The sequence below is a fragment of the Lysobacter sp. TY2-98 genome, assembly GCF_003367355.1.
Classification (GTDB): Bacteria; Pseudomonadota; Gammaproteobacteria; order Xanthomonadales; family Xanthomonadaceae; genus Cognatilysobacter.
On record NZ_CP031413.1, the window covers coordinates 760,454 to 783,072 of the forward strand.

Annotated in this window: 23 protein-coding genes, 2 tRNA genes and 1 pseudogene; 23 read left to right on the plus strand and 3 right to left on the minus strand. The window is 65.8% G+C overall.

Going from position 1 to position 22,619, the window contains the following annotated elements; translation table 11 throughout:
• The first annotated feature begins 3 nt into the window (after positions 1–3).
• The 6 genes and pseudogenes from pilV (at position 4) to DWG18_RS03720 (ending at position 6,023) form a co-directional block, all read left to right on the plus strand.
• Positions 4–441 (plus strand): type IV pilus modification protein PilV, encoded by a 438-nt coding sequence (gene pilV / locus DWG18_RS03695; RefSeq protein WP_115645525.1) that lies wholly within the window; start codon positions 4–6, stop codon positions 439–441.
• Entirely contained in the window at positions 438–1,475 is a 1,038-nt protein-coding gene (locus tag DWG18_RS03700; protein WP_115645527.1) for a prepilin-type N-terminal cleavage/methylation domain-containing protein, read from the plus strand. Before pilV ends, DWG18_RS03700 begins: the two co-directional genes overlap by 4 nt.
• A pseudogene (locus DWG18_RS15465) lies at positions 1,472–1,654 on the plus strand (PilX N-terminal domain-containing pilus assembly protein); the annotation flags it as partial. The gene DWG18_RS03700 and the pseudogene DWG18_RS15465, both read left to right, overlap by 4 nt.
• A gap of 77 nt (positions 1,655–1,731) precedes the next feature.
• Positions 1,732–2,022, plus strand: a complete 291-nt coding sequence (locus tag DWG18_RS15470) for a pilus assembly protein (RefSeq protein ID WP_240318635.1) — start codon at positions 1,732–1,734, stop codon at positions 2,020–2,022.
• Between the two features lie 9 nt (positions 2,023–2,031).
• A complete protein-coding gene (locus DWG18_RS03715) occupies positions 2,032–5,586 on the plus strand; it encodes a PilC/PilY family type IV pilus protein (protein ID WP_162823689.1) in 3,555 nt (1,184 codons plus the stop codon).
• On the plus strand, positions 5,583–6,023 hold the full coding sequence (locus DWG18_RS03720) for a type IV pilin protein (protein WP_304466096.1): 441 nt from the start codon (positions 5,583–5,585) through the stop codon (positions 6,021–6,023). Before DWG18_RS03715 ends, DWG18_RS03720 begins: the two co-directional genes overlap by 4 nt.
• 53 nt (positions 6,024–6,076) lie before the next feature.
• Here the strand turns inward: DWG18_RS03720 and DWG18_RS03725 are convergent.
• A tRNA-Asn gene (locus DWG18_RS03725) sits at positions 6,077–6,153 on the minus strand.
• Positions 6,154–6,219: 66 nt separating this feature from the next.
• The gene (locus DWG18_RS03730; RefSeq protein WP_115645537.1) at positions 6,220–6,747 is read right to left on the minus strand and encodes a GspH/FimT family pseudopilin; all 528 of its coding nucleotides are present in this window, start codon (positions 6,745–6,747) and stop codon (positions 6,220–6,222) included.
• 154 nt (positions 6,748–6,901) lie between these two features.
• Between DWG18_RS03730 and uvrB the strand changes: the two genes are divergently transcribed.
• Positions 6,902–8,965, plus strand: coding sequence for an excinuclease ABC subunit UvrB (uvrB, locus tag DWG18_RS03735; protein WP_115645539.1), 2,064 nt, complete (start codon positions 6,902–6,904; stop codon positions 8,963–8,965).
• Positions 8,966–9,041: 76 nt separating this feature from the next.
• A tRNA-Val gene (locus DWG18_RS03740) sits at positions 9,042–9,116 on the plus strand.
• 1 nt (position 9,117) lies between these two features.
• Here the strand turns inward: DWG18_RS03740 and DWG18_RS03745 are convergent.
• Positions 9,118–9,459 carry a hypothetical protein gene (locus tag DWG18_RS03745; RefSeq protein WP_115645541.1) on the minus strand — a complete coding sequence of 114 codons (342 nt, stop codon included), beginning with the start codon at positions 9,457–9,459 and terminating at the stop codon, positions 9,118–9,120.
• A 166-nt stretch (positions 9,460–9,625) separates the two neighbouring features.
• Here DWG18_RS03745 and moaA point away from each other — a divergent pair, with 166 nt between their 5' ends.
• From moaA to DWG18_RS03820, 15 genes are all read left to right on the plus strand, one after another.
• Positions 9,626–10,606: a GTP 3',8-cyclase MoaA gene (gene moaA / locus DWG18_RS03750; RefSeq protein WP_115645543.1), complete on the plus strand. Its 981-nt coding sequence runs from the start codon at positions 9,626–9,628 to the stop codon at positions 10,604–10,606.
• A 21-nt stretch (positions 10,607–10,627) separates the two neighbouring features.
• On the plus strand, positions 10,628–11,593 hold the full coding sequence (gene moaCB / locus DWG18_RS03755) for a bifunctional molybdenum cofactor biosynthesis protein MoaC/MoaB (RefSeq protein ID WP_115645545.1): 966 nt from the start codon (positions 10,628–10,630) through the stop codon (positions 11,591–11,593).
• Positions 11,590–12,831, plus strand: coding sequence for a molybdopterin molybdotransferase MoeA (locus tag DWG18_RS03760; RefSeq protein WP_115645547.1), 1,242 nt, complete (start codon positions 11,590–11,592; stop codon positions 12,829–12,831). Before moaCB ends, DWG18_RS03760 begins: the two co-directional genes overlap by 4 nt.
• Positions 12,828–13,085: a MoaD/ThiS family protein gene (locus tag DWG18_RS03765; protein WP_115645549.1), complete on the plus strand. Its 258-nt coding sequence runs from the start codon at positions 12,828–12,830 to the stop codon at positions 13,083–13,085. The genes DWG18_RS03760 and DWG18_RS03765 overlap by 4 nt, the downstream gene beginning before the upstream one ends.
• Position 13,086: 1 nt before the next feature.
• Complete coding sequence (locus DWG18_RS03770) at positions 13,087–13,539, plus strand: molybdenum cofactor biosynthesis protein MoaE (protein ID WP_115648016.1); 453 nt, start codon at positions 13,087–13,089, stop codon at positions 13,537–13,539.
• Positions 13,503–14,078, plus strand: coding sequence for a molybdenum cofactor guanylyltransferase (locus tag DWG18_RS03775; protein WP_115645551.1), 576 nt, complete (start codon positions 13,503–13,505; stop codon positions 14,076–14,078). Before DWG18_RS03770 ends, DWG18_RS03775 begins: the two co-directional genes overlap by 37 nt.
• Entirely contained in the window at positions 14,075–14,398 is a 324-nt protein-coding gene (locus tag DWG18_RS03780) for a hypothetical protein (protein WP_115645553.1), read from the plus strand. The genes DWG18_RS03775 and DWG18_RS03780 overlap by 4 nt, the downstream gene beginning before the upstream one ends.
• A 193-nt stretch (positions 14,399–14,591) precedes the next feature.
• Complete coding sequence (gene thrS / locus DWG18_RS03785; RefSeq protein WP_115645555.1) at positions 14,592–16,490, plus strand: threonine--tRNA ligase; 1,899 nt, start codon at positions 14,592–14,594, stop codon at positions 16,488–16,490.
• A gap of 63 nt (positions 16,491–16,553) precedes the next feature.
• Complete coding sequence (gene infC, locus DWG18_RS03790) at positions 16,554–17,081, plus strand: translation initiation factor IF-3 (RefSeq protein ID WP_240318636.1); 528 nt, start codon at positions 16,554–16,556, stop codon at positions 17,079–17,081.
• 585 nt (positions 17,082–17,666) lie between these two features.
• Entirely contained in the window at positions 17,667–17,864 is a 198-nt protein-coding gene (rpmI, locus tag DWG18_RS03795; RefSeq protein WP_027083463.1) for a 50S ribosomal protein L35, read from the plus strand.
• A 13-nt stretch (positions 17,865–17,877) separates the two neighbouring features.
• The gene (gene rplT / locus DWG18_RS03800) at positions 17,878–18,237 is read left to right on the plus strand and encodes a 50S ribosomal protein L20 (protein WP_115645559.1); all 360 of its coding nucleotides are present in this window, start codon (positions 17,878–17,880) and stop codon (positions 18,235–18,237) included.
• Between the two features lie 233 nt (positions 18,238–18,470).
• Positions 18,471–19,481, plus strand: coding sequence for a phenylalanine--tRNA ligase subunit alpha (gene pheS / locus DWG18_RS03805; RefSeq protein ID WP_115645561.1), 1,011 nt, complete (start codon positions 18,471–18,473; stop codon positions 19,479–19,481).
• Between the two features lie 30 nt (positions 19,482–19,511).
• Positions 19,512–21,905 (plus strand): phenylalanine--tRNA ligase subunit beta, encoded by a 2,394-nt coding sequence (gene pheT, locus DWG18_RS03810; protein WP_115645563.1) that lies wholly within the window; start codon positions 19,512–19,514, stop codon positions 21,903–21,905.
• A gap of 19 nt (positions 21,906–21,924) precedes the next feature.
• Positions 21,925–22,230 (plus strand): integration host factor subunit alpha, encoded by a 306-nt coding sequence (locus tag DWG18_RS03815; protein WP_115645565.1) that lies wholly within the window; start codon positions 21,925–21,927, stop codon positions 22,228–22,230.
• Complete coding sequence (locus DWG18_RS03820) at positions 22,223–22,579, plus strand: MerR family transcriptional regulator (RefSeq protein WP_115645567.1); 357 nt, start codon at positions 22,223–22,225, stop codon at positions 22,577–22,579. The genes DWG18_RS03815 and DWG18_RS03820 overlap by 8 nt, the downstream gene beginning before the upstream one ends.
• Positions 22,580–22,619: the final 40 nt, after the last annotated feature.

The window sequence follows — 22,619 nt, forward strand, 5'->3', positions numbered from 1 at the left end:
GACATGACGAGAGTGAATTCACCGGGACGACAAGGCGGCGTGGGCTTGATCGAAGTGATGGTCGCGATTCTGGTGCTCGCCATCGGGCTCCTGGGCATCGCTGCGCTCCAGGCGATAACGCTTCGCAACACCGGAAGCTCTGCAAGCCGAACGCAGGCTGCGATCCAGATCTACTCGATGATGGACATCGTCCGGGCGGATCGCGCCAACCTCGCGACTTACAACACCAACATTTACACCGCGGGCACCGGCAGCGGCACCGCCGGCACGATGGCCGGATGGCTCGACGGCCTGAAGACGACGGTCGCCCCGGACGCGAAAGGCCTGGTCACATGCACGGCCGCCACGATGACGTGCACGGTCGGTGTGCAGTGGAGCGACGCTCGTACCCCGGGTGACACGGGCACCCCGATCGAAGTGAAAATTGCGAGCCAGCTATGACACGCGTGCCGCGTTACATTCCTGCCGCGCAGCGCGGCTTTACGATGATCGAGCTAACAGTGTCGCTCCTGCTCGGGCTTCTGGTGGTGGGGGCTGCGGGCAGTATCTTCCTGTCGAATCAGCGCGTGTACGGCTCGACGGAGGCGATTAATCGCATTCAAGAGAACCAGCGCAGCGCGTTCGAGATGCTTGCGCGCGATATCCGCGAAGCGGGCACTAACCCGTGCCTTCGCTTCACGGCGACGGTTCAGCCGGTCATGCAAATCAATCCGCCCGACACGGCGACCTGGGCGCGCTTCGCGAATGCCATTTCCGGAGTAGACGGCAGCGGTGCCGGGGGTTCCGACGAGATCACGCTCTATTCCGGCGCGGGGACCGTCTACAGCGTGAGCCAGCATCGGCGGTCGACAGACCCGTTGACGGTGAGCACACCGACGGCGGGGATTGCGAACGGCCAGCAGCTGATGGTGTGCAACACCGATAACGCGATCGCGTTTTCAGCGACCAATGTGGTCGCAGGCGGGACGACGATCGGCCACGACACCCCGTCGAATTGCGGCAAGAGCCTGACGCCGAGGCCCGACTCTACCCAGTGCACCCAGACCGCAGCGGGGCCGGGATACTGCTTCTGGCTGGGTGCACCGGCAACCGCGGCCGACGTCACGAGCTGCCCGGGTGGTATCGGTAATTCCCCGGCGTTTGTGGTGGTGCCTGTCAACGCGCGGTGGACCGTGGCGACGAACGGACGGGGCAGCAATTCACTTTGGCGCACGGTCGGAACGGGTGCCCCGAGCGAGATCGCGGAAGGTGTCAGCGCAGTCAACCTGACCTACAAGATCGGCAATTCGGCTAATTACGTCGATGCTTCCGCAGTTACAGACTGGGCACAGGTCTCCGCGGTGCACGTGCAGATGACGTTTCAGGCCGTGACGGGTGCGCTGTCCGCGAATCAGATCAAGGGGACCGACAACAACGCGCTGAGCCGGCAACTCGACGACTACATCGTGCTCAGAAATCATCAGGACATCCAATGAACATCCGACGCACCACGACGCCGTCGCGCGCAACGCAGTCCGGTGCGGCGCTGCTGGTCGTACTGCTGTTGCTCGTCATCGTGACGCTGTTGGGCTTGGCGTCGATGCGTGGCGCGATCATGCAGGAGCGCATGGCGGCAAACATCACTGCGCGCGGCATGGCGTTTCAGGTCGCGGAAGCGGGGCTTCGCCAGGCGGAAACGATTGCGCGGACGAACACGCTCACATTCACGGGCACCGGCTGCACGGCTGGGCGCTGCGTCATGGTTGCCCCCCTGCGGAACCCGCATGGGCGGCTGCCGGATTCTGGGACGACAGCGCCACTGGCTATCAGAACGGTAATGCAGTGGCGGTGGGGAGTACGACGATCACGCCGCGCTTCGTGATCGAAGACTTCGGCACGACCTCTTCCGGCGGCGGCGCTCCATGTCCCGATCTTTCCAAGCCGTGTATCGAGAACACGGTCCAGCGCGTCTTCCGCGTTACTTCCTATGCCAAGACGCCGAACGGCGCCGAGGTGATTCTGCAGTCGCTGTATCGGCGCTGAGGGACGATGATGAAAAACACATTCGAGGCAGTTCTCCCGCGCGGCATCAACGCCGCGATCGCCGGCGCGCTGGCGGTCCTCGTGGCCGCACCGATCGCAGGTGCTGCATCGTTCCCGCAATACCCCCTCTTGACGGGCGGTAATGCGATTCCGCCGAACATCCTGCTGATCCTCGACGACTCGGGGTCGATGGCCTTCCCGAAGATGCCGGAGGACAAGTCGGCGCTGTCCGACAATCCGTCCGATCGCTCGTATGTGAACAATACGCTTTACTACAACCCCGCGAACGACTACTTGCCATGGCGCACGTCGAGTACGGATCTCAACGACCGCTTGGCGGACGCCGATTTCCGTAGTGTCGCCAGCAGCGCCACCAGCCCGACCGCGTCCACGATCGACCTGCGTGATCAGACCGAGTCGTATTTCTACTACCCCATCGTCGCTAACCCGGGGACGACCGCTTCGAATTACGACAAGTACCGGATTGGTACCTCCGGCTCCGGCTACAACGGGGGCGCGGTTCAGAAGCTCGTCAGGAGCGATGTCGACAACGGCAATTTTTCGGCGAACAGCAACAGTTACTCGAACTGCATCAACGTCAACGTGAACGTCGGTGACAGCGTCACCGTGAGTACGTCGGGCAACCGCAACCATTATCTCTACGTCTACAGGAACGCGGGCTGCACGAACGCGAACCTGATCATCCAGGACGAGTCGAACTCGAGCGCGCAGTCCGACACCTTCGTCGCCACGACATCCACTGTCTCGTTCTGGATTTACCGGTCCGGCGCCAATAAGGTCGACGCGACCTGGGCCGTCACGGCGACGGGTTGGCGGAACGCGACGCCTACCGGCCGCAGCCAACAGGACGAGCTGCAGAACTTTGCCAACTGGTACCAGTACCACCGCACGCGCAACAAGATGGCGAAGGCCGGTGCGTCGGAAGCGTTCGGCCGGCTCGGCAAGAATTACCGCGTCGGCTTCGACACCATCTGGAACCGGAACGCGAGCGGCAACAGCATCGGTGTCACTGGTTCTGCGCCCGCCTATCCCATTCCGTATGCGTCGAACAATGGCCTGTTCGAGGACAGCGGAACGTCCGCGATGAACCGCAGCACGTTCTATTCGCGACTGCAGGGTGCCATCGCGAGTGATGGCACGCCGCTGCACGGCGCGCTGCAGCGCGCCGGACGCTACTTCGCCACGGACAATCCCTGGAAGGATTCCGACGGCGCGATGCTGACCTGCCGCCAGAACTACGCGATTCTGACCACGGACGGCTACTGGAACCAGAAGGATGGTTTCAACGGCTCGTCGTTGGCGACCTATTCCAACGGTGCGACCGCCGGCAATGGCAGCGGCAACGTGGACGGTACGGCCGGCTACCCGTACCAGGACAATATCGCCTACACGCTTGCGGACGTGGCCTATTACTACTGGAAGAACGATCTCCGTACGGGGATGGCGAACAACGTCAAGAAGAGCGGCTCAGACGACGCCGACTGGCAGCACATGGTCACGTTCGGTGTGTCCATCGGCCAGCAGGGCAATCTCGACCCGAGTGGGCAAAAGCCCAATCCGTGGCCGGACGTGTGGCTGAGCGACGCATACAGCAACTCGTCGTGGACCAATAGCGACGGCAAGCAGCGCATCGATGACCTCTGGCATGCATCGGTCAACGGTCATGGCAGCTTCGTCGTCGCGACCGACACGGAAAAGTTCGCGACAGCGCTTTCGGATGCGCTGAAGGCGGTCGATGCGCGTACCGCGTCGGGCTCGAATGTTTCGTCCAGCTCCACGAAGACCGCCACCACAACGCTCACCTTCGAAGCGGGTTTCACGTCGAGCTCGTGGTGGGGCGAAGTCCTGGCCAGCCCGTTCAATGCCGCCATGACCGGCGTGTCGGATACACCGATCTGGAAGCTGTCGCAGACGTTCGGGTCAGGCGGCGTCAATCAGGCGTATGCCAGTCGCACGGTACTGACCAGCAAGGGCGGAAGCGCTTCGACCTTCGGTACGTCCATGGTAGGCGCGTCCGACCTCGCAGCGCGGACCGGGCAGGCGGACGAAGTGTCGGCCGCCGACAACATCGCCTATCTCAAGGGCGATCAGAGCAAGGAGATTGGCAAGCCCAACGGTACGCTGCGCAAGCGTGTGTATCCGATGGGTGACATTGTCGACTCGTCACCGGCTTACAGCGCCGATTCGAACACCTTGTTCATCGGGGCGAATGACGGCATGTTGCACGCGCTCGACGCGAGCACGGGCAAAGTTCTCTTCTCCTACGTCCCCAAGGGTCTCGACTTCACGTCGATGGCGACGCTGAGCGCCACCGCCTACGAGCACCGCTATTTCGTCGACGGTCAGATCGACGTGATCAGCAAGAGCAACCAGGGCAACGGCAAGAACGTTCTCGTGGCGGCGCTCGGTAGGGGCGGCCGCGGCGTCTTCGCGCTCGACGTGACGAATCCGACAACGATGGGGGCGAGCAACATCCTTTGGGACAACACGACCCAGGATTCCACGACGGAAAAGGACATGGGCTACGTGCTGGGCCCCATCCGCATCCGAAAGGGCAATGGCGGCAAGACCTATGCGTTCGTACCCAACGGCGTTGACAGTCCCAACGGTTCGGCAACACTTTTCGTCTACCAGCTCGATGCCAATGGCGGCATTGCCGCGACCACTCGCCTAGTGGCGGCCAGCGGCGGGGGGAATGGCCTCATGTCGCTTGGCATGGCCGATCTCAATGGCGACGGCCTTGTTGACCTCGTCTACGGCGGCGACCTCAAGGGCAACGTGTGGCGATGGGACTTCACCGGAACCACAGTGCCCGCGTCTGCCACGCTGCTCTTCCAGGCGAAGGATGCCGCCGGCAACACGCAGCCGATCACGGGCGGACTTGGCGTGGGGATCGACCCCAATAGCGGTGCGCTGTTTGTCGGATTCGGCACCGGTCGATTCCTTCTCAGCATCGACGTCCCGAGCGTCGCCACGCAGACCACGCAGACGCTCTACGGCATCATCGACAGTGCCACGACGATCACCGGTCGCAGCCAGTTGCAACAACGCACGATCCCGTACAGCGGAACAACCGAAAAGGGGGACGGGGGGCGCGGCTTCGAAAACTATTCGGTGCTGCCGAATGGGAAGCGGGGCTGGTACGTCGATCTTCCAGTCCCGGAGCGCGTAATTTCGGCGCCGACGATCTACGGGAGCGGAATGTACATTTCGAGCATCGTCCCCAATACGGGCGCCAGTGACTGCGAGGGTGTCGCTGGCAGTGGCTACCTCAATGCCATCAACCTGTTTACAGGCACGAGCCCCCAAGGCACCGGCTACTTCACGACGGGCGCGACGTTGGTCAATGCCGGGGGGCAGGGTGGCGTGCTTGGCTCGGTCGCCATCGGTGGCGGGCTGCCAACAGAGGTCAACATCACCACCGGTCTAGCGACTGTGGGCACAGGCGGCGGCCCGGGTGAGCGGAAGAACGAGGGCACTCCGCCACCGACAGGCGGTCTCCCCACCCGTGTCAATTGGCGCGAACTGGTGCCGACGCAATGAACATCGGAGGCGCAATGAAGTCGAGAAGTGCCGGGTTTACCCTCGTCGAGTTGATGATCGTGGTTGTCATCATCACGATTCTGGCGAGCATCGCGTACCCCGCCTACACGCGGCACATCGTCAAGGCCCGACGCTCCGCGGCAGCAGGATGCTTGCTGCAGCAGGCGCAGTTCATGGAACGCTACTACACGACCAACATGACGTACGTCGGCGCTTCACTGTCACCGGCGGGGTGTCCGCAGGAACTCAGTGCCTTCTACACCTTCGCGATTTCCGTTCCGGCAACCGCGGCGAATCCGACGGTTTACGGACTAGCGGCGACGCCGTTGGGTGCTCAGGCAGCCAAGGACACGGAATGCGGAGTCTTGGCGATCGATCAGAAGGGCGCCAAGACAGTTACCGGAAGTATGTCGGGCACGCCGGCAAAGTGCTTCTAGGCACCGAACCGCATAAACAAAAAACCCGCCTCTCGGCGGGTTTTTTTGTTATCTGGCGCCCGAAGTTGGACTCGAACCAACGACCCCCTGATTAACAGTCAAGTGCTCTAACCGGCTGAGCTATTCGGGCGGGGACGCGCATTGTAATGGGCGCTTCCGGGTCGGGCAAGCCGGCCGTGCGGCGGGACGCGCAGCATCAGGTGGGGCAGCGGGCCGACGGCTTCGGCCGCTCCGAACGAGCGCGCCCGGTGTTGTTCACGATCACCGAGCCGAGCAGGTTTCCCGCCCGGTCGCAGACCGACAGGGTGAGATTCGCGCCCGCGGAGCGACCGTCGGGCAGGTAGCGCAGCGACCGCCGACCGGTCGTACTGCGAATCGTCAACACGCCCGGAGATGACCTGGCCTCGACGCGCACGAGGCGGTCCACAGCACTCGGAGCGCGGTCGCCGTTGTCGTCCTGGAAGAGGATCCAGCCGCGACTCCAATCGGTGCCCCCGGTACACGTCGAGCCGTCGACCGAAGGGCAGAGGACCGCGTCACGGCGGGACATGATTGCCGCGGCCCGGGCCTCCGCCATGTATTCGACGAGTGCGTTCATCGTCGACGTTGCGCGCTGGCGCTCGAGCAACCGGGCGAACGAGGGCACAGCCGTTCCGACACAGATCGACAGGACGCACAGCGCCACCAGCAACTCGACGAGGGTAAAGCCCGATTCCTTTCGCATTGCGCAGCTCCGATGCAGATTGCGAAAGTCTGGGCGGCGCCGTTGACCCGTGATATCGGCAGGTGGCCCGCCGGCGAGTCGGATTAGTCCGAGCCCGTCTCAGCCCTTGCACGGGGCGGGCGTAGACTTTCGGCGTCGTCTCCGTGAATCCCCCATGGCAGAGCTTTCCCATTCCACGCCCCGCACCGGCGCCGGTGCAGGTGCCGGTGCATTCCAACTCGTCTCCCCGTACTCCCCCGCAGGCGACCAGCCGCCGGCGATCGAGCGGCTGGCGGACGGCTTCGAGGCTGGCTTGGCGCACCAGACGCTTCTGGGCGTGACGGGTTCCGGCAAGACCTACACGATCGCGAACGTCGTGCAGCGGATCCAGAAGCCGACGATCGTGATGGCGCCGAACAAGACGCTCGCGGCGCAGCTGTACGGCGAGTTCAAGGCGTTCTTCCCGCACAACGCGGTCGAGTATTTCGTCAGCTACTACGACTACTACCAGCCCGAAGCCTACGTTCCGTCGAGCGACACCTTCATCGAGAAGGACAGCTCCGTGAACGAACATATCGAGCAGATGCGGCTGTCGGCGACCAAGGCTCTGCTCGAACGTCGCGACACGCTGATCGTGTGCACGGTGTCGGCGATCTACGGCCTCGGCAACCCGAGCGAGTACCACCGCATGGTGTTGCACATGGTGCGCGGCGAGCGCATCGATCAGCGCGAGCTGATCCGCAAGCTCACCGAGATGCAGTACTCGCGCAACGACACCGAACTCCGTCGCGGCACGTATCGCGTGCGTGGCGAAGTGATCGATGTGCATCCGGCCGAAAGTGATGGCGAGGCGATCCGTATCGAACTCTTCGATGGCGAGATCGAGCAGCTGTCGTCGTTCGATCCACTGACCGGCGAAGTATTTCGCAAGCTGCCGCGCTACACGATCTATCCCAAGTCGCATTACGTGACCACACGCAAGACGGTGCTGGAGGCGGTCGAGACGATCAAGGCGGAGCTCCGCGTGCGGCTCGAGCAGCTCTATGCCGAAAACAAGCTGGTCGAGGCGCAGCGCCTGCAGCAGCGCACGCAGTTCGACCTTGAGATGCTGGCGGAAGTGGGTTTCTGCAATGGCATCGAAAACTACTCGCGGCACATGACGGGTCAGTTGCCTGGCGAACCGCCGCCGTGCCTGTTCGATTACGTCCCGCCCGACGCGCTGATGGTGGTCGACGAATCGCACGTGACCGTTCCCCAGGTCGGTGCCATGTACAAGGGCGACCGCTCGCGCAAGGAGACGCTGGTCGAGTTCGGTTTCCGCCTGCCGTCCGCACTGGATAACCGGCCGCTGAAGTTCGAGGAGTGGGAAGGCCGCGCCCCGCGCGCCATCTACGTGTCAGCGACGCCGGGTAAGTACGAACTCGAGAAGTCGGAAGGCGAGATCGTTGAACTCGTCGTGCGGCCGACCGGCCTCATCGATCCGGAAGTGGAAGTGCGGCCGGTCGCGACGCAGGTCGACGACCTGCTCGGCGAGATCAACAAGCGCGTCGCGATGGGCGACCGCGTGCTGGTCACCACGCTGACCAAGCGCATGGCGGAGAACCTCACCGAATACCTGACCGAGCACGGCATCAAGGTGCGCTACCTGCATTCGGACATCGAGACCGTCGAGCGCGTCGAGATCATCCGCGACCTGCGCCTCGGCAAGTTCGACGTACTGGTCGGCATCAACCTGCTGCGCGAAGGACTCGATATGCCCGAGGTCTCGTTGGTCGCGATCCTCGATGCGGACAAGGAGGGTTTCCTGCGATCGGCGGGCTCGCTGATCCAGACCATCGGTCGCGCCGCGCGCAACGTGCGCGGCAAGGCGATCCTGTACGCGGACGTGGTCACGCGGTCGATGAAGATGGCGATGGACGAGACCGATCGTCGTCGCCAGAAGCAGGTCGAATACAACGCCGAGCACGGCATCACGCCGCAGTCGGTGGTGCGTCCCATCGTCGACATCCTCGAAGGCGCGCGCAGCGAACCGGACGATGCGAAGGGCAGGGGTAAGAAAGCGCGCCGTGTCGCCGAACCGGAAACCGACTACGCCGCGCTCAGCCCGGCGCAGCTGGCGTCGCGCATCAAGGCACTGGAGCAGCAGATGTACCAGCACGCCCGCGACCTCGAGTTCGAGGCGGCAGCGAATGTGCGTGACCAGCTGCGCAAACTGAAGGAGGCGGGCTTCGCGAGTTGAGCCGCAGCGCGGCTTGCCGCTGGCGGCCGGCCCGGCTAGACTGTGCGCCCTTCGCCGAGGCAGCCGCTTCGGCATTGGGCGGTTAGCTCAGCGGTAGAGCACTACCTTGACATGGTAGGGGTCACAGGTTCGAACCCTGTACCGCCCACCACTTACGTGGTCAGACGGCGCGATCTCACGATCGCGCCGTTTGCTTTTTGGGCCTCGGGCAACGCGGCGCTCGGACCCGTAGGCGTTCGCGCGCGCGCGACGGAGCGGCCGTGGCGACGGTGCGCGGCGCGGCGGTGGGCGCGGGCTTCCAGGCGTTCGGCCGCGCGGCCCTCGAACTCGAGCAGGACCAGCCACGCAACGAGGCAACCGACGGCGGCCACGGCCGCGACGGCACGGCTTGCAGCCTCGGCGCGGCAGGCCGCGGCGATCAGCATCGCGGTCAGAACGGCGAGAAGTGCCAACGTGCGGCGCAGGCGACGCAGTGGGCGGGGCGTGGCGGGCATGGGAGCGCTCCGGGTCGGTCGCGCGCCATTCTTCGGGCGTGCGATGACAGCCCGGTGAGACCGCGCTGAAAATTCGATGACGGGCCGTCTCCGCCGGTGAATGCCCGAGACGTTAAGCTGCACGCCTGTCATGCCGGCGGCGCTGCCGACGGCGGGAAGGAGTCCGATGTCCGTCCTGTCCGACCCGTTCGGTCGCACATTTCCCTACCTGCGGCTCTCGCTCACCGAGGCCTGCAATTTCCGGTGTGGCTACTGCCTGCCGGACGGCTACGCGGCGGACGGTCACCCGGTGTTCCTGGCGCGCGACGAGGTGCGTCGCCTGGTCGGCGGCTTCGCCAGTGTCGGCATGCGGAAGGTGCGTCTGACCGGCGGCGAGCCCACGCTGCGCAAGGACCTGGTCGCGATCATCGGCGACATCGCTTCGGTGCCTGGCGTGTCGAAAATTGCGCTGACCACGAACGGAACGCGGCTTCCATCGCACGTGGAGGCATGGCGCGACGCGGGGCTGACGTCGCTGAACGTGAGCGTCGACAGTCTGGATCGCGAAGTCTTCCACGCGGTCACGCACCACGATCGTCTGCCGGAAATTCTTGAGGGCGTCGACCAGGCGCTGTCGCTGGACTACGACGCGGTGAAGCTCAATGCCGTGCTGCTGCGCGGTGTGAACGACGACAGCCTGCCGCAATGGCTCAACTACCTGCGCGATCGGCGTGCCAGCGTTCGCTTCATCGAGCTGATGCGCACGAATGACAATGTGGCGTACTTCGAACGTCACCACGTGCGTGCCGAAACGATCGAGCGGACGCTGGTCGAAAGTGGTTGGGTGCGCATGATGCGTGCGTCCGATGCCGGCCCTGCGAACGAATATGTGCATCCGGACTACGCGGGCCGCATCGGTATCATCGCGCCGTATTCCCGCGACTTCTGCGCCGGTTGCAATCGCCTGCGCGTCACGGCACGTGGCGACCTGCGTCTGTGCCTGTTCGGCGAGTTCGGCGTGCCGCTGCGTCCGCTGCTGCAGCGCGACGAGGATCGCGATGCGCTTGTCGACCTCATCGCGGGCCAGCTGCGGCTGAAGGCGGCAGGTCACGGCCTGCACGAAGGCAACAGCGGTATCACGCCACATCTCGCGTCGATCGGAGGCTGAGTGTCCGTCGAGTCATTCCACATGGCCGACGTGCGCGGCAAGCGGCCGACGCGTCGTCGTGCCGTCGCCGTCGGTGAATTGCACCCGGGTGCGGAGGCTTACGCCGCGATCGTCGAGCGTCGCCTGCCCAAGGGCGACGCGATGGTGATGGCGGAAATCGCCGGCCTGCAGGGCGCGAAGCAGGCGTCGAACCTGATGCCGCTTTGCCATCCGCTATTGCTCGAACTCGTGCGCGTGCGCTGCGTCCCGGTGCCGGAGCGCCACGCGATCCGCGTGTATTGCGAAGTGGCGACCGAAGCGCGCACGGGCGTCGAAATGGAAGCGCTCGCGGGCGCCGGCGCGGCATTGCTCACGCTGTACGACCTGACGAAGCCGGTCGAACCCGCGCTGTCGATCGAGGCGGTGCGCCTGCTGTTCAAGGAAGGCGGAAAGAAGGGTTTGTGGCGTCATCCGGCGGGCATGAGCGACGAGGAGATCGCGCACTATCGACCGCGCGACGTGGCGCGGCTCGACGGCGTTCGCTGCGCCGTGATCACGTTGAGCGATCGCGTCAGCGCCGGTGAAGCCGACGATGCGTCGGGCCCGGAACTCGCCAACGCGCTCGCGTCGCTCGGGGCGGATGTGCGCAGCGAACAGTTGCCCGACGGGATCGAACCGTTGCGGTCGCGCCTCGCGGCGTTGGCGCGCGATGAGATGCGTCTTTGCCTGTGCACCGGCGGCACCGGACTCGGCCCGCGGGACTGCACGCCCGAAGCGCTGCTGCAGGCCGGGGGTATCGAAGTCGAAGGCCTCGCCGAAATGTTCCGAAGCGAAAGCCGCCACTACACACCACTCGCATGGCTCAGCCGTGCGCGGGCGATCCGTCTTGGCGGCATGCTCGTGATTGCGTTGCCCGGCAGTCCGCGCGCCGCGCGACAGGGTTTCGAAATCCTCGCGCCGCTGCTCGCGCACGCGTTGGTGATGGTCGAGGGGGCAGGGCACGCGTGATCGACTACGACGACGCGCTGCGACGTCTGCTCGACGCCGCTAAGCCCCTTCCGTCCGAACGGATCGATGCAGCGGACGCGATCGGTCGCATCCTCGCGGCACCGCTGACGAGCGCGGAATCGCTACCGCCGTTCGACAACTCGGCAATGGACGGCTTCGCCCTGCGCACCGCTGGCGAGCCGATCGCTGCGGGGACCGAATTCGACGTGCAGGGCGGCCGCGCCGCCGGTGATGGCGCGGCGCAGGCGACGTCCGGCGCCTGGGAAATCATGACCGGCGCGCGCATGCCGGACGGGCTGGATGCGATCGTGCCGATCGAGCAGGTCGACGTGCTCGATACGGACGCCGACGGGCGGCCGTCGCGCATCCGCCTCACGGCCGCCGTTACGCACGCGCAACATCTGCGGCGCGCGGGCGAGGACATTGCGGCGGCCACTACCTTCGCATCGCCGGGAGCGCTTATCGATCCCGCAATGCGGATGCTCTGCGCTTCCGTCGGTATTGCGACGGTGGACGTCGTGCGTCGTCCTCGCGTGGCGCTGATCAACACCGGCCGCGAACTCGTCGACGATCCGCGGCAGCCCCTGGACGCCGGACAGATCCGCAATTCCAACGGCCCGTTTCTCGCGGCGCGGCTGCAGGCCGCCAGTGCCGACGTCGTCGGAGCACGCACGGTCGGCGATGACATCGATGCGTTCCTCGAGGCCATCGCCTCACTGCCGCCGCACGTTGTGATCCTCAGTACCGGTGCGGTCTCGATGGGGCGTTTCGACTTCGTCCCGGAAGCACTGGCGCGCCTCGGCGCGACGACGTTGTTCCACAAGGTGCGCATCCGGCCGGGCAAGCCCATCCTTGCGGCGACGCTGCCGTCGGGCGCGCTGTTCTTCGGTCTGCCCGGCAACCCGGCTTCGACCGCCGTGGGCCTGCGCTTCTTCGTCGAACCCGTGCTGCGCGCGATGCTCGGCCTGCCGCCGGAGGTCGCGACGTTCCTGCCCCTGCGCGCGGCGTACACCAAACGCGTCCCGCTGCGCATGCACCTGAAGGCGCGCGTCGCGCTGGACGCGGATGCACGCGCGGGCGTCGAGGTCCTCGGCGGGCAGGAATCGTTCCGTATCCGCCCACTGCTCGATGCGAATGCGTGGGCGGTGGTGGAACCGGACGTCGATGTGCTCGATGCCGGCGCGCGCGTGCGCGTGATGAGTCGCGGCCATCTCGAGCCGCTATCGGTGACGTCATGACGACGGTGCACATCGAGCTGTTCGGCGCGCTTCGCGAAGTCGTTCCCGGCGCGCGTATCCACACGACGACGGAAGCGCGGACGGTCGGCGAACTGCGCGCACAGATCGATGCGGAATCCGCCGGCTGGCCGGCGCAGGCCCGTGCACTGCTGTCGCGTTCGGCATTCGCGAGCACGACGACCGTGCTGCGCGATTCCGACCCGCTACCGGACGACGGCCGCCTCGCGCTGCTGCCCCCGGTGAGTGGAGGCTGACGTGGGACCGGTGCATCTCGGCGTCGTCGACGCGACCACGGGGCCGCTCGACCTCGCGGCTGCGTTCGAGTTCGTCGCCGATCCGGGCTTCGGCGGCTACAACGCGTTCGTCGGACGCATCCGCGATCTGAATCATGGGCGGCGCGTGGCCGGTGTCAGCTACGACATGTTCGACGCGCTCGCGATGCAGCGTTTCCGCGAGATCGCGGACGAGGCCATCGCCGCGTTCGGGCCGGACATCTGGATCTGGATCGAGCACGCCAAGGGTCGGCTGGATGTCGGCGGCATTGCGGTGGTGATCGCCGTCGGGACACGCCATCGCGACGAAGCCTTCCGCGCGTGCCGTCAGGTGATCGAGGCGGTCAAGCACACGGTGCCGATCTGGAAGCAGGAGCACTACGAGGACGGCAGCAGCGAATGGAGCGAGGGTTGCTCGCTGTGCCACGCGGAGTGACGCCGTTCACTGGGGTTGTGCTCGCGGGCGGCCGGTCATCGCGCATGGGTCGCGACAAGGCGATGCTGGTGGTCGACGGCTGCACGCTGCTCGATCGCGCGATCGCGGTGCTGCGCGACGCGGGTGCGACGACGGTGCTGGTCAGTGGCGATCGGCCGCTTCACGGCGGCATCGGCGACCGCGTTCCATTCGCGGGGCCGGTGGGCGGCATCGCGAGCGTGCTGCCGGAAGTGGCCGATGGCGCTACGGTCGTGGTGCCGGTGGACCTTCCGGATCTGGACGTCGCGACTTTAGTTCAACTGCTGGGAGCGCTCGAACAGGCGCCCGCCGCGTGCTTCGAAGGGCATCCACTGCCTTGGGCTGCGCGCGTGGATCAGAACCTTCGCGTCGCGATCGAGCGCGTGATGCAGGAGATGCCCGGCGGCCCCGCAATGCGCGCGCTGCACGGCGCGATCCGGGGAATCGAGATTCCGCCGCCCGCACCGCATGTCCTGCGCAACCTCAACACCCCCGCGGACTTCGAGGACTTCTCGCGATGAAGGTGCAGTTCGACGACCGCCAGATTCGCATCCGCCTCGGCAAGGCGGAGTTCGCCTCGCTCCGTGAGGGCGTGCATCTAGACGTGCGTAACGAGTGGCCGGACGGAGCCTGGTCGCTCGCGCTCAGCGCTGGCGAGACGTTCCACCTGGCGGGCAACGACGGCGGCCTCGACGTCACCCTGCCGAAAGCCGACCTCGATGCACTGGCCGCCCGGCTGCCTGCGAAAGACGGCCTGCGCTACGCCATCGAGCGGCCGCAGGGCGCGCTGGACGTGACCGTCGAAGTCGATCTGCACGACGGCCGCACCCGCACGCGTTGACGTTGGCGCCGAAAGCCCCAACCATTACGGCTCGCGTGGCGTCCCCGCCGCGCCCGAATGAGGTGGCCCGCGGGAACGCCGGCCGAGCGTGCGACATGAGCACTACCATCGCCCCGCGCTGAATTCCTCCCGCACCGGCCGCCGCCGGTGCCGCGTTCCCGTGCCGCTTCCGGCACCGAAATACCGGACCCCCATGATCGCCATCACGCTGCCCGACGGCTCGCGCCGCGAGTTCGACCATCCCGTTTCCGTGTCCGAGGTTGCGGCCTCGATCGGCCCGGGCCTCGCCAAGTCCACCGTCGCCGGTGAAGTCGACGGCAAGCTCGTCGACGCCTGCGACGTGATCGACCACGACGCGAAGCTCCGCATCATCACGCCGAAGGATCCCGAGGGCATCGAGATCATCCGCCACTCCTGCGCGCACCTCGTCGGCCACGCGGTGAAGCAGCTCTATCCGAACGCCAAGATGGTGATCGGCCCGGTGATCGAGGACGGCTTCTACTACGACATCTGGAACGAGCGCCCGTTCACGCCTGACGATCTCGTCGCCATCGAAAAGCGCATGGCCGAGCTGATCGACAAGGACTACGACGTCATCAAGCGCGTCACGCCGCGCGAGGAAGTCATCGCGGTCTTCAAGGATCGAGGGGAGGACTACAAGCTGCGCCTGGTCGAGGACATGCCCGACGAGAAGGCGATGGGCCTGTACCACCACGAGGAATACGTCGACATGTGCCGCGGCCCGCACGTGCCGAACACGCGCTTCCTCAAAGCGTTCAAGCTGACGCGCATTTCCGGCGCCTACTGGCGCGGCGACTCGAAGAACGAGCAGCTGCAGCGCATCTACGGCACGGCATGGGCCGACACCAAGCAGCTCAAGGCCTACATCCAGCGCATCGAAGAGGCGGAGAAGCGCGACCACCGCAAGATCGGCAAGCAGCAGGATCTCTTCCACCTGCAGGAAGAAGGCCCGGGCCTGATCTTCTGGCATCCGAAGGGCTGGTCGATCTGGCAGGTCGTCGAGCAGTACATGCGTCGCGTCTACCGCAGCTCGGGCTACCAGGAAGTGCGTTGCCCGCAGATCCTCGACGTGTCGCTGTGGCAGAAGTCCGGCCACTGGGACAACTACAAGGACAACATGTTCTTCACCGAGTCCGAGAAGCGGACGTACGCGCTGAAGCCCATGAACTGCCCCGGCCACGTGCAGGTGTTCAACCAGGGCCTGCACAGCTATCGCGACCTGCCGATCCGCTACGGCGAGTTCGGCGCCTGCCATCGCAATGAACCGTCCGGCGCGCTGCACGGCATCCTCCGCGTGCGCGGCTTCACGCAGGACGACGGCCACGTCTTCTGCACGGAAGACCAGATCGAAGCGGAAGTCCGTGCGTTCCATGCGCAGGCGCTGAAGGTGTATTCGGATTTCGGCTTCACCGACATCCAGATCAAGATCGCGCTACGTCCGGACAATCGCCTCGGCGACGACGCCACGTGGGACAAGGCGGAGGACGCGCTGCGTTCCGCGCTGCGTGCCGCCGGCGTCGAATGGGAAGAGCTGCCGGGCGAGGGCGCGTTCTACGGCCCGAAGATCGAATACCACCTGCGCGACGCGATCGGCCGCACGTGGCAGCTCGGCACGATGCAGGTCGACTTCATGATGCCGGCACGCCTCGGCGCGGAGTACGTCGACGAAGCCTCGCAACGCCGCCATCCGGTGATGCTGCACCGGGCCATCGTCGGCTCGATGGAGCGCTTCATTGGCATCCTGATCGAGCACCACGCGGGCGTCTTCCCGAGCTGGCTGGCGCCGATCCAGGCCGTCGTCATGAACATCACCGACGCCCAGGCGGACTGGGTGGCCGATGTCCGGAAAACCCTTATGGATCAAGGCTTCCGGGTCGATTCCGATTTGCGGAACGAGAAGATCGGCTATAAGATCCGCGAGCACACGCTGCAGCGCGTGCCGTACCTGCTGGTGGTCGGAGACCGCGAGAAGGAGAACGGCATGGTCGCCGTGCGGACCCGCGGAGGGGAGGATCTGGGCTCGATGACCGTCGACCAGTTCGCCGCGAGACTGCGAGGCGAGGCCCTCTAAGGGCCTGGCTGCCGACTAGACCGGCCGTCCGGACGGCCGGTTTCCATACCTGGAGACCGCAACATCAGTACGCTCGAAAAGCCGAATCGCAAGAATGCTGAAATCCGCGTCCCGCGCGTCCGAGTGATCGGAAGCGACGGCGAGATGATCGGCGTGCTCACGCGCGACGAAGCCCTCACGATGGCCCAGGACGAGGGCCTCGATCTCGTCGAAATCCAGCCGAACGCGGACCCGCCGGTCTGCAAGATCATGGACTTCGGCAAGTTCCGCTTCGAGCAGCAGAAGAAGGCCAACGAGGCCAAGAAGAAGTCGAAGCAGGTCGAGATCAAGGAAATGAAGTTCCGCCCCGTCACCGACGAGGGCGACTACCAGATCAAGCTGCGAAACATGCGCCGCTTCCTGGAAGAAGGCGACAAGATCAAGGTCAACATCCGCTTCCGTGGCCGCGAAATGAGCCATCAGGAGCTGGGTCGCGAGATGGCCAACCGGATCGAGAGGGATCTGGGCGAGGACATCGTCATCGAGTCCCGGCCGCGCCTCGAAGGCCGCCAGATGGTGATGATGATCGCGCCGAAGAAGAAGCAGCCGTAACGGCCGCTTCGGACGCAGGACGGCCCGCTTCGGCGGGCCGTTCGCGCTTCTGGCCTGGTGCCCGGGCCGTCTCCATTAGCCCGCGTTGCGACCTGCCGACGTGGGAGGGGGGCGACGCACGTGAGTGGCGGCTGTCCGCTTGCCTTAGGCGCGGCGCCATGGGCCCACGACTACCGCGGGCTCGTCGGCCGGCTGAGAGCGCCGGTCAATGCTCATCGGAGTTGAATGGGCGCCGAGCCGACGGACCGCCCACCGGTCAGCGAGGACGATGGAGGCCGCGCCGTCACTGCGCTGCAGTTGGGGGTGAGCCCGGTCGCGCCTGACCCGATCCGATCCCGAGCGTCCCTCGCCCCGGGCGGCGGTCCGCTGCCGCCGGCACGCCCGCGCTAACCGATTCAATTTGCACGGGTTTAACGGCTCGTGCACAATACGCGGCCCGGTTCACGCCGGGCGTGCCGCGAGGCACTTCAGGACCCGTCACGACCGGCTCGCCGGTTCGTAGACCAACACGCCGGTATGGGCAGGACGGAAAGCGTGGCGCAGGCCACCGCCCAGCCAGTCAGAAACTCCGATTAGGACATCGCAATGCCCAAGATCAAGACCAATCGGGCGGCGGCCAAGCGCTTCCGGAAGACCGCTTCCGGCAAGTACAAGTGCGGCCACGCCAACAAGAGCCACATCCTCACCAAGAAGGCGACCAAGCGGAAGCGCAACCTGCGGCAGACGAACCACGTTCGTGCCGAGGATGCGGGCCGTCTGGACCGCATGCTTCCGTATCTCTGAGGAGGGCTGAACAATGGCACGAGTTAAGCGTGGCGTGATGGCGCGTCGCCGTCACAAGAAGGTCCTCGCCCAGGCGAAGGGTTACTACAACGCGCGTCGCAAGGTCTTCCGCGTCGCCAAGCAGGCGGTCACGAAGGCGCTGCAGTACGCGTACATCGGCCGCAAGCAGAAGAAGCGTCATTTCCGCACGCTGTGGATCGCGCGTATCAACGCCGCGGCCCGCATGAACGGCATGAGCTACTCGCGCTTCATCAACGGTCTGATGAAGGCCGGTATCACGCTCGATCGCAAGGTGCTGGCGGACATCGCCGTGCACGACGCGGCGGCGTTTACCGCGCTGACCGAGAAGGCGAAGAGCGCGCTCGCGGCGTAAGAAGCATCAAGCGAAGCCCGCGCTCCATGCGCGGGCTTTTGCCGAAAGCCTCACGCATGGGGAAGGGCGCAAGTCCTTCCCCATGTTCGTTTCTGCAGTCCCGAATTCCCGTTTCATCGCATCGATCGCGGATCTCTCGTTCCGACATCGCTGCCGTTCCACCCGACCGACCGGCGTGCCACCAATCGCCGGCGCAGCCCGCGTTGCGGGATCGAAGAAGAGAGTGGTCGTCCATGAGTGACATCTCGTCGCTGACGCAACACGCGCTCGCCGACATCGCTGCCGCCGATTCGCCCGATGCGATCGAAGCGCTGCGTGTCGCGCTGCTCGGCAAGTCCGGCAGCATCACCGGGCAGCTCAAGCAGCTCGGTACGTTGCCGCCGGAGGCGCGCAAGGCGGCAGGCGAAGCGATCAACGCCGCGCGCGATATGGTGACGGCGGCGCTCGGTGAGCGTCGTAGCGCACTCGAAGACGCGGCACTCGACGCGCGCCTGGCCTCCGAATCCATCGACGTCACGCTGCCCGGCATCGACGTCGCGCACGGCGGCCTGCATCCCGTCAGCCGCTCGCTGGAGCGCATCGCCGAGATCTTCGGTCGCCTCGGCTACCAGCTCGCCGACGGTCCGGAGATCGAGGACGACTGGCACAACTTCGAAGCGCTGAATTTCCCGCCGCACCATCCGGCGCGCGCGATGCACGACACGTTCTACTTCGGCGACGGTCGCCTGCTGCGCACGCATACCTCGGGTGTGCAGGTGCGCTTCATGCAGGACGCCGTGGCGTCGAAGAGCGGGCCGCCGCTGCGCATGATCGCGGCCGGCAAGGTCTACCGCAGTGACAGCGATCAGACGCACACGCCGATGTTCCATCAGGTCGAGGGCCTGCTGGTCGACGAACACGCGAGCTTCGCCGACCTCAAGGGCACGCTGGTAGAGTTCGTGCGCGCGTTCTTTGAGCGCGATTTCGACATGCGCTTCCGCCCGAGCTACTTCCCGTTCACCGAGCCGTCGGCGGAAGTCGATATCGCGTGGGCGCAGCCGGACGGCAGCACGCGCTGGCTCGAGGTTCTCGGATGCGGAATGGTGCATCCGAACGTCCTGCGGAACGTCGGCATCGATCCGGAGAAATACACGGGTTTCGCATTCGGCCTCGGCGTCGAGCGCTTCGCAATGCTGCGCTACGGCGTCGACGACCTGCGCAGCTTCTTCGAGAACGACGTGCGCTTCCTGCGCCAGTTCGCCTGACCGCCCGACGGACCGCACTGGAATTCCTGAATGAAGTTCTCCGAAAACTGGCTCCGACAGCATGTGCCGACGCAGGCCTCGCGCGATGAACTCTCCGCGACGCTCACCGCGATCGGTCTCGAAGTCGAAGAGGTCACGCCGCTGGGTGATTCGCTGGACGGCGTCGTCGTCGCGCGCATCGTCAGCGCCGAACGTCATCCCGAAGCGGACCGACTGCAGGTGTGCAGCGTCGACGCGGGGCAGGGCGAACTTCTGCAGATCGTGTGTGGCGCGCCGAACGCACGCGCGGGTCTGCGTGCGCCGCTCGCGATGGTCGGTGCGATGCTGCCGGGCGGTATCGCGATCAAGGGCGCGAAGCTGCGCGGCGTCGAATCGAACGGCATGCTGTGTTCGGCGAAGGAGCTCGGCATCGATGCCGACGCATCCGGCCTGCTGGAACTGCCGGACGACGCGCCGCTCGGGACGCCGATCGCCGAATTCCTTGCGTTGCCCGACGCCAGCATCGAAATCAAATTGACGCCCAACCGCGCCGACTGTTTCAGCGTGCGCGGCATCGCCTATGACGTCGCTGCCGCACTCGCAGGCGAAGTCCTTCCGCTCGACGCGGCGCCGGTGCCCGCACAGACCGATGCGACGCTGCCCGTCGAACTCGATGCCGGTGCGCGCGTTCCCCGTTTCGCCGGCCGCGTCATCGACGGTGTCAATGCGAATGCGCCGACGCCGGTGTGGATGGCCGAGCGCCTGCGTCGCAGCGGTGTGCGTCCGATCAGTTTCCTCGTCGACGTCACGCAGTACGTGATGCTCGAACTCGGGCAGCCCATGCATGCCTTCGACAAGGACATGTTGGACGGCGGCATCGTCGTGCGCGCAGCGCGTGCAGACGAAGCGCTGAAGTTGCTCGACGGCCGCACCGTCATGCTCGATGACGACTTCCTCGTCGTTGCCGACAGCCAGGGCGGTCACGGCGCACGCGCGGTGGCTCTCGGCGGCATCATGGGCGGCTACGACACGCGCGTGACCGATACCACGCGCAACGTGTTCCTCGAAGCCGCGCACTGGATTCCGTCGGCGATCATCGGGCGCAGCCGCAAGCTAGGTCTGCACACGGACGCCGGGCATCGTTTCGAGCGCGGTGTCGATCCGGAACTGCCGCGTCAGGCGATCGAATACGCGACGCGACTGATCCTCGACATCGCGGGCGGGCAGCCTGGGCCGGTGACCGATGTGGCGCGCGAAGCCGACCTGCCGAAGCCGTCGCCGATCACGCTGCGTCGCGAGCGTCTCGCGCGCGTGTTGGGCACGCAGGTGGAGGACGCGGAGGTCGAGCGCATCCTGCGTGCGCTCGGTCTGGCGGTGGACGCGGACGCAGCGGGCTGGCGCGTCACCCCGCCGTCCCGGCGTTTCGATCTGGCGATCGAGGAAGACCTGATCGAGGAGATCGCACGCATCCACGGCTACGACGCGATTCCGGCGACGCTGCCGAGTGGCGTGGTGCCGCTCGCGCCCGCGACCGAGACGCGCGTCGAGCCGGCATTCCTGCGCCGTTCGCTGGCCGGTCGCGATTTCCTCGAGGCGATCAACTACGCCTTCGTCGACGCTGCGTGGCTGGACGCGTGGTCGCTGCAGGCGAACGCGGTGCCGCTGGCCAATCCGCTGAGTGGCGAGCTGGCGATCATGCGCACCTCGCTGCTGCCTGGCCTCGTGGCCGCGCTCGCGCGCAATGCCGCGCGCCAGCAGTCGCGCGTGCGCCTGTTCGAACTGGGCAACGTCTTCCACGCGGCAGGCGCAGGCCAAGCGCCTCTGCACACGCAGCGAATCGCGGCGGTCGCGTGCGGGGACGCACAGGCGGAGCAGTGGGGCGAAAAGTCGCATCCGGTCGGTTTCCACGATCTCAAGGGCGACCTCGAAAGTCTGGCCACGCTGTCGGGTGCCGCGCTCGCATTCGAACGCTCGGCGCAGGCCTGGGGGCATCCGGGACGCTCGGCGGACATCCTGCTCGACGGCCGCGTCGTCGGCTGGATCGGGCAGCTGCATCCGCGCCTGCAGCAGGCGTTGGGGCTGGACGTTGACGTGGTCGCCTTCGAGATCGACCTGGAGGCGGTTCAGCGCCGTGCGCTGCCGAAGGCCGAGGGCCTTTCGCGCTATCCGTCCGTTCGTCGCGACCTCGCGTTCGTGGTCGCCGAGACGACGCCGTGGGCGGCGATCGAAGCATCGGTCCGGGCGGCCGCGGGGCCCTCCCTGCGCGATCTTGTGCTTTTCGACGTCTACCGTGGCAAGGGTGTCGAAAACGGTTTCAAGAGTGTCGCCATGGGCTTGATCCTGCAGGAGAAAAGTCGCACTCTGACCGACCGCGACGTGGACGCTGTCGTCGGCGAAGTGACCGCTTCGCTGCAGCGCGAACACGGCGCGGTGATCCGCAGCTGAGCCCGAGGAATTCGCACCGATGACGCTGACCAAGGCCGAGATGGCCGAGCGACTGTTCGACGAGGTCGGCCTCAACAAGCGTGAGGCGAAGGAATTCGTCGACTCGTTCTTCGACGTGCTGCGCCAGGCACTGGAACACGGCCGTCAGGTGAAGCTGTCGGGCTTCGGCAACTTCGACCTGCGCCGCAAGAACCAGCGCCCGGGTCGCAATCCGAAAACGGGCGAGGAGATTCCGATCTCTGCACGCACCGTGGTGACGTTCCGTCCGGGCCAGAAGCTGAAGGAGCGCGTCGAGGCGTACTCCGGAGCGAACGAACATGCTTGATCCGGGCAGCAACAAGGAGCTTCCGCCGATCCCGGCCAAGCGCTACTTCACCATCGGTGAAGTGAGCGAGCTGTGCGACGTCAAGCCGCACGTGCTGCGCTACTGGGAGACGGAATTCCCGATGCTCAATCCGGTGAAGCGTCGCGGCAATCGGCGTTACTACCAGCGCCATGAAGTGCTGATGGTGCGGCAGATCCGCGGCCTGCTGTACGAGCAGGGCTACACGATCGGTGGTGCGCGCCTGCGGCTGGAAGGCGACGGACAGAAGCAGGAGTCGGCGCTCAGCTCGCAGATCATCCGCCAGGTGCGGATGGAGCTCGAGGAAGTGCTGCAGTTGCTGCGTCGCTGACGGCGGGGTCTCCTCGGCCGCGTGGCCGTTGCGAATGAGG

Coding starts and splice junctions, on each gene's coding strand:
- DWG18_RS03815 (WP_115645565.1), top strand. CDS start 21,925: ATGACGCTGACCAAGGCCGAGATGGCCGAGCGACTGTTCGACGAGGTC.
- DWG18_RS03715 (WP_162823689.1), top strand. CDS start 2,032: ATGAAAAACACATTCGAGGCAGTTCTCCCGCGCGGCATCAACGCCGCG.
- DWG18_RS03820 (WP_115645567.1), top strand. CDS start 22,223: ATGCTTGATCCGGGCAGCAACAAGGAGCTTCCGCCGATCCCGGCCAAG.
- DWG18_RS03765 (WP_115645549.1), top strand. CDS start 12,828: ATGACGACGGTGCACATCGAGCTGTTCGGCGCGCTTCGCGAAGTCGTT.
- rpmI (WP_027083463.1), top strand. CDS start 17,667: ATGCCCAAGATCAAGACCAATCGGGCGGCGGCCAAGCGCTTCCGGAAG.
- pheT (WP_115645563.1), top strand. CDS start 19,512: ATGAAGTTCTCCGAAAACTGGCTCCGACAGCATGTGCCGACGCAGGCC.
- rplT (WP_115645559.1), top strand. CDS start 17,878: ATGGCACGAGTTAAGCGTGGCGTGATGGCGCGTCGCCGTCACAAGAAG.
- DWG18_RS03730 (WP_115645537.1), bottom strand. CDS start 6,747: ATGCGAAAGGAATCGGGCTTTACCCTCGTCGAGTTGCTGGTGGCGCTG.
- DWG18_RS03775 (WP_115645551.1), top strand. CDS start 13,503: ATGGAGCGAGGGTTGCTCGCTGTGCCACGCGGAGTGACGCCGTTCACT.
- thrS (WP_115645555.1), top strand. CDS start 14,592: ATGATCGCCATCACGCTGCCCGACGGCTCGCGCCGCGAGTTCGACCAT.
- DWG18_RS03745 (WP_115645541.1), bottom strand. CDS start 9,459: ATGCCCGCCACGCCCCGCCCACTGCGTCGCCTGCGCCGCACGTTGGCA.
- uvrB (WP_115645539.1), top strand. CDS start 6,902: ATGGCAGAGCTTTCCCATTCCACGCCCCGCACCGGCGCCGGTGCAGGT.
- DWG18_RS03700 (WP_115645527.1), top strand. CDS start 438: ATGACACGCGTGCCGCGTTACATTCCTGCCGCGCAGCGCGGCTTTACG.
- pheS (WP_115645561.1), top strand. CDS start 18,471: ATGAGTGACATCTCGTCGCTGACGCAACACGCGCTCGCCGACATCGCT.
- DWG18_RS03720 (WP_304466096.1), top strand. CDS start 5,583: ATGAACATCGGAGGCGCAATGAAGTCGAGAAGTGCCGGGTTTACCCTC.
- moaA (WP_115645543.1), top strand. CDS start 9,626: ATGTCCGTCCTGTCCGACCCGTTCGGTCGCACATTTCCCTACCTGCGG.
- pilV (WP_115645525.1), top strand. CDS start 4: ATGACGAGAGTGAATTCACCGGGACGACAAGGCGGCGTGGGCTTGATC.
- moaCB (WP_115645545.1), top strand. CDS start 10,628: ATGGCCGACGTGCGCGGCAAGCGGCCGACGCGTCGTCGTGCCGTCGCC.
- DWG18_RS03780 (WP_115645553.1), top strand. CDS start 14,075: ATGAAGGTGCAGTTCGACGACCGCCAGATTCGCATCCGCCTCGGCAAG.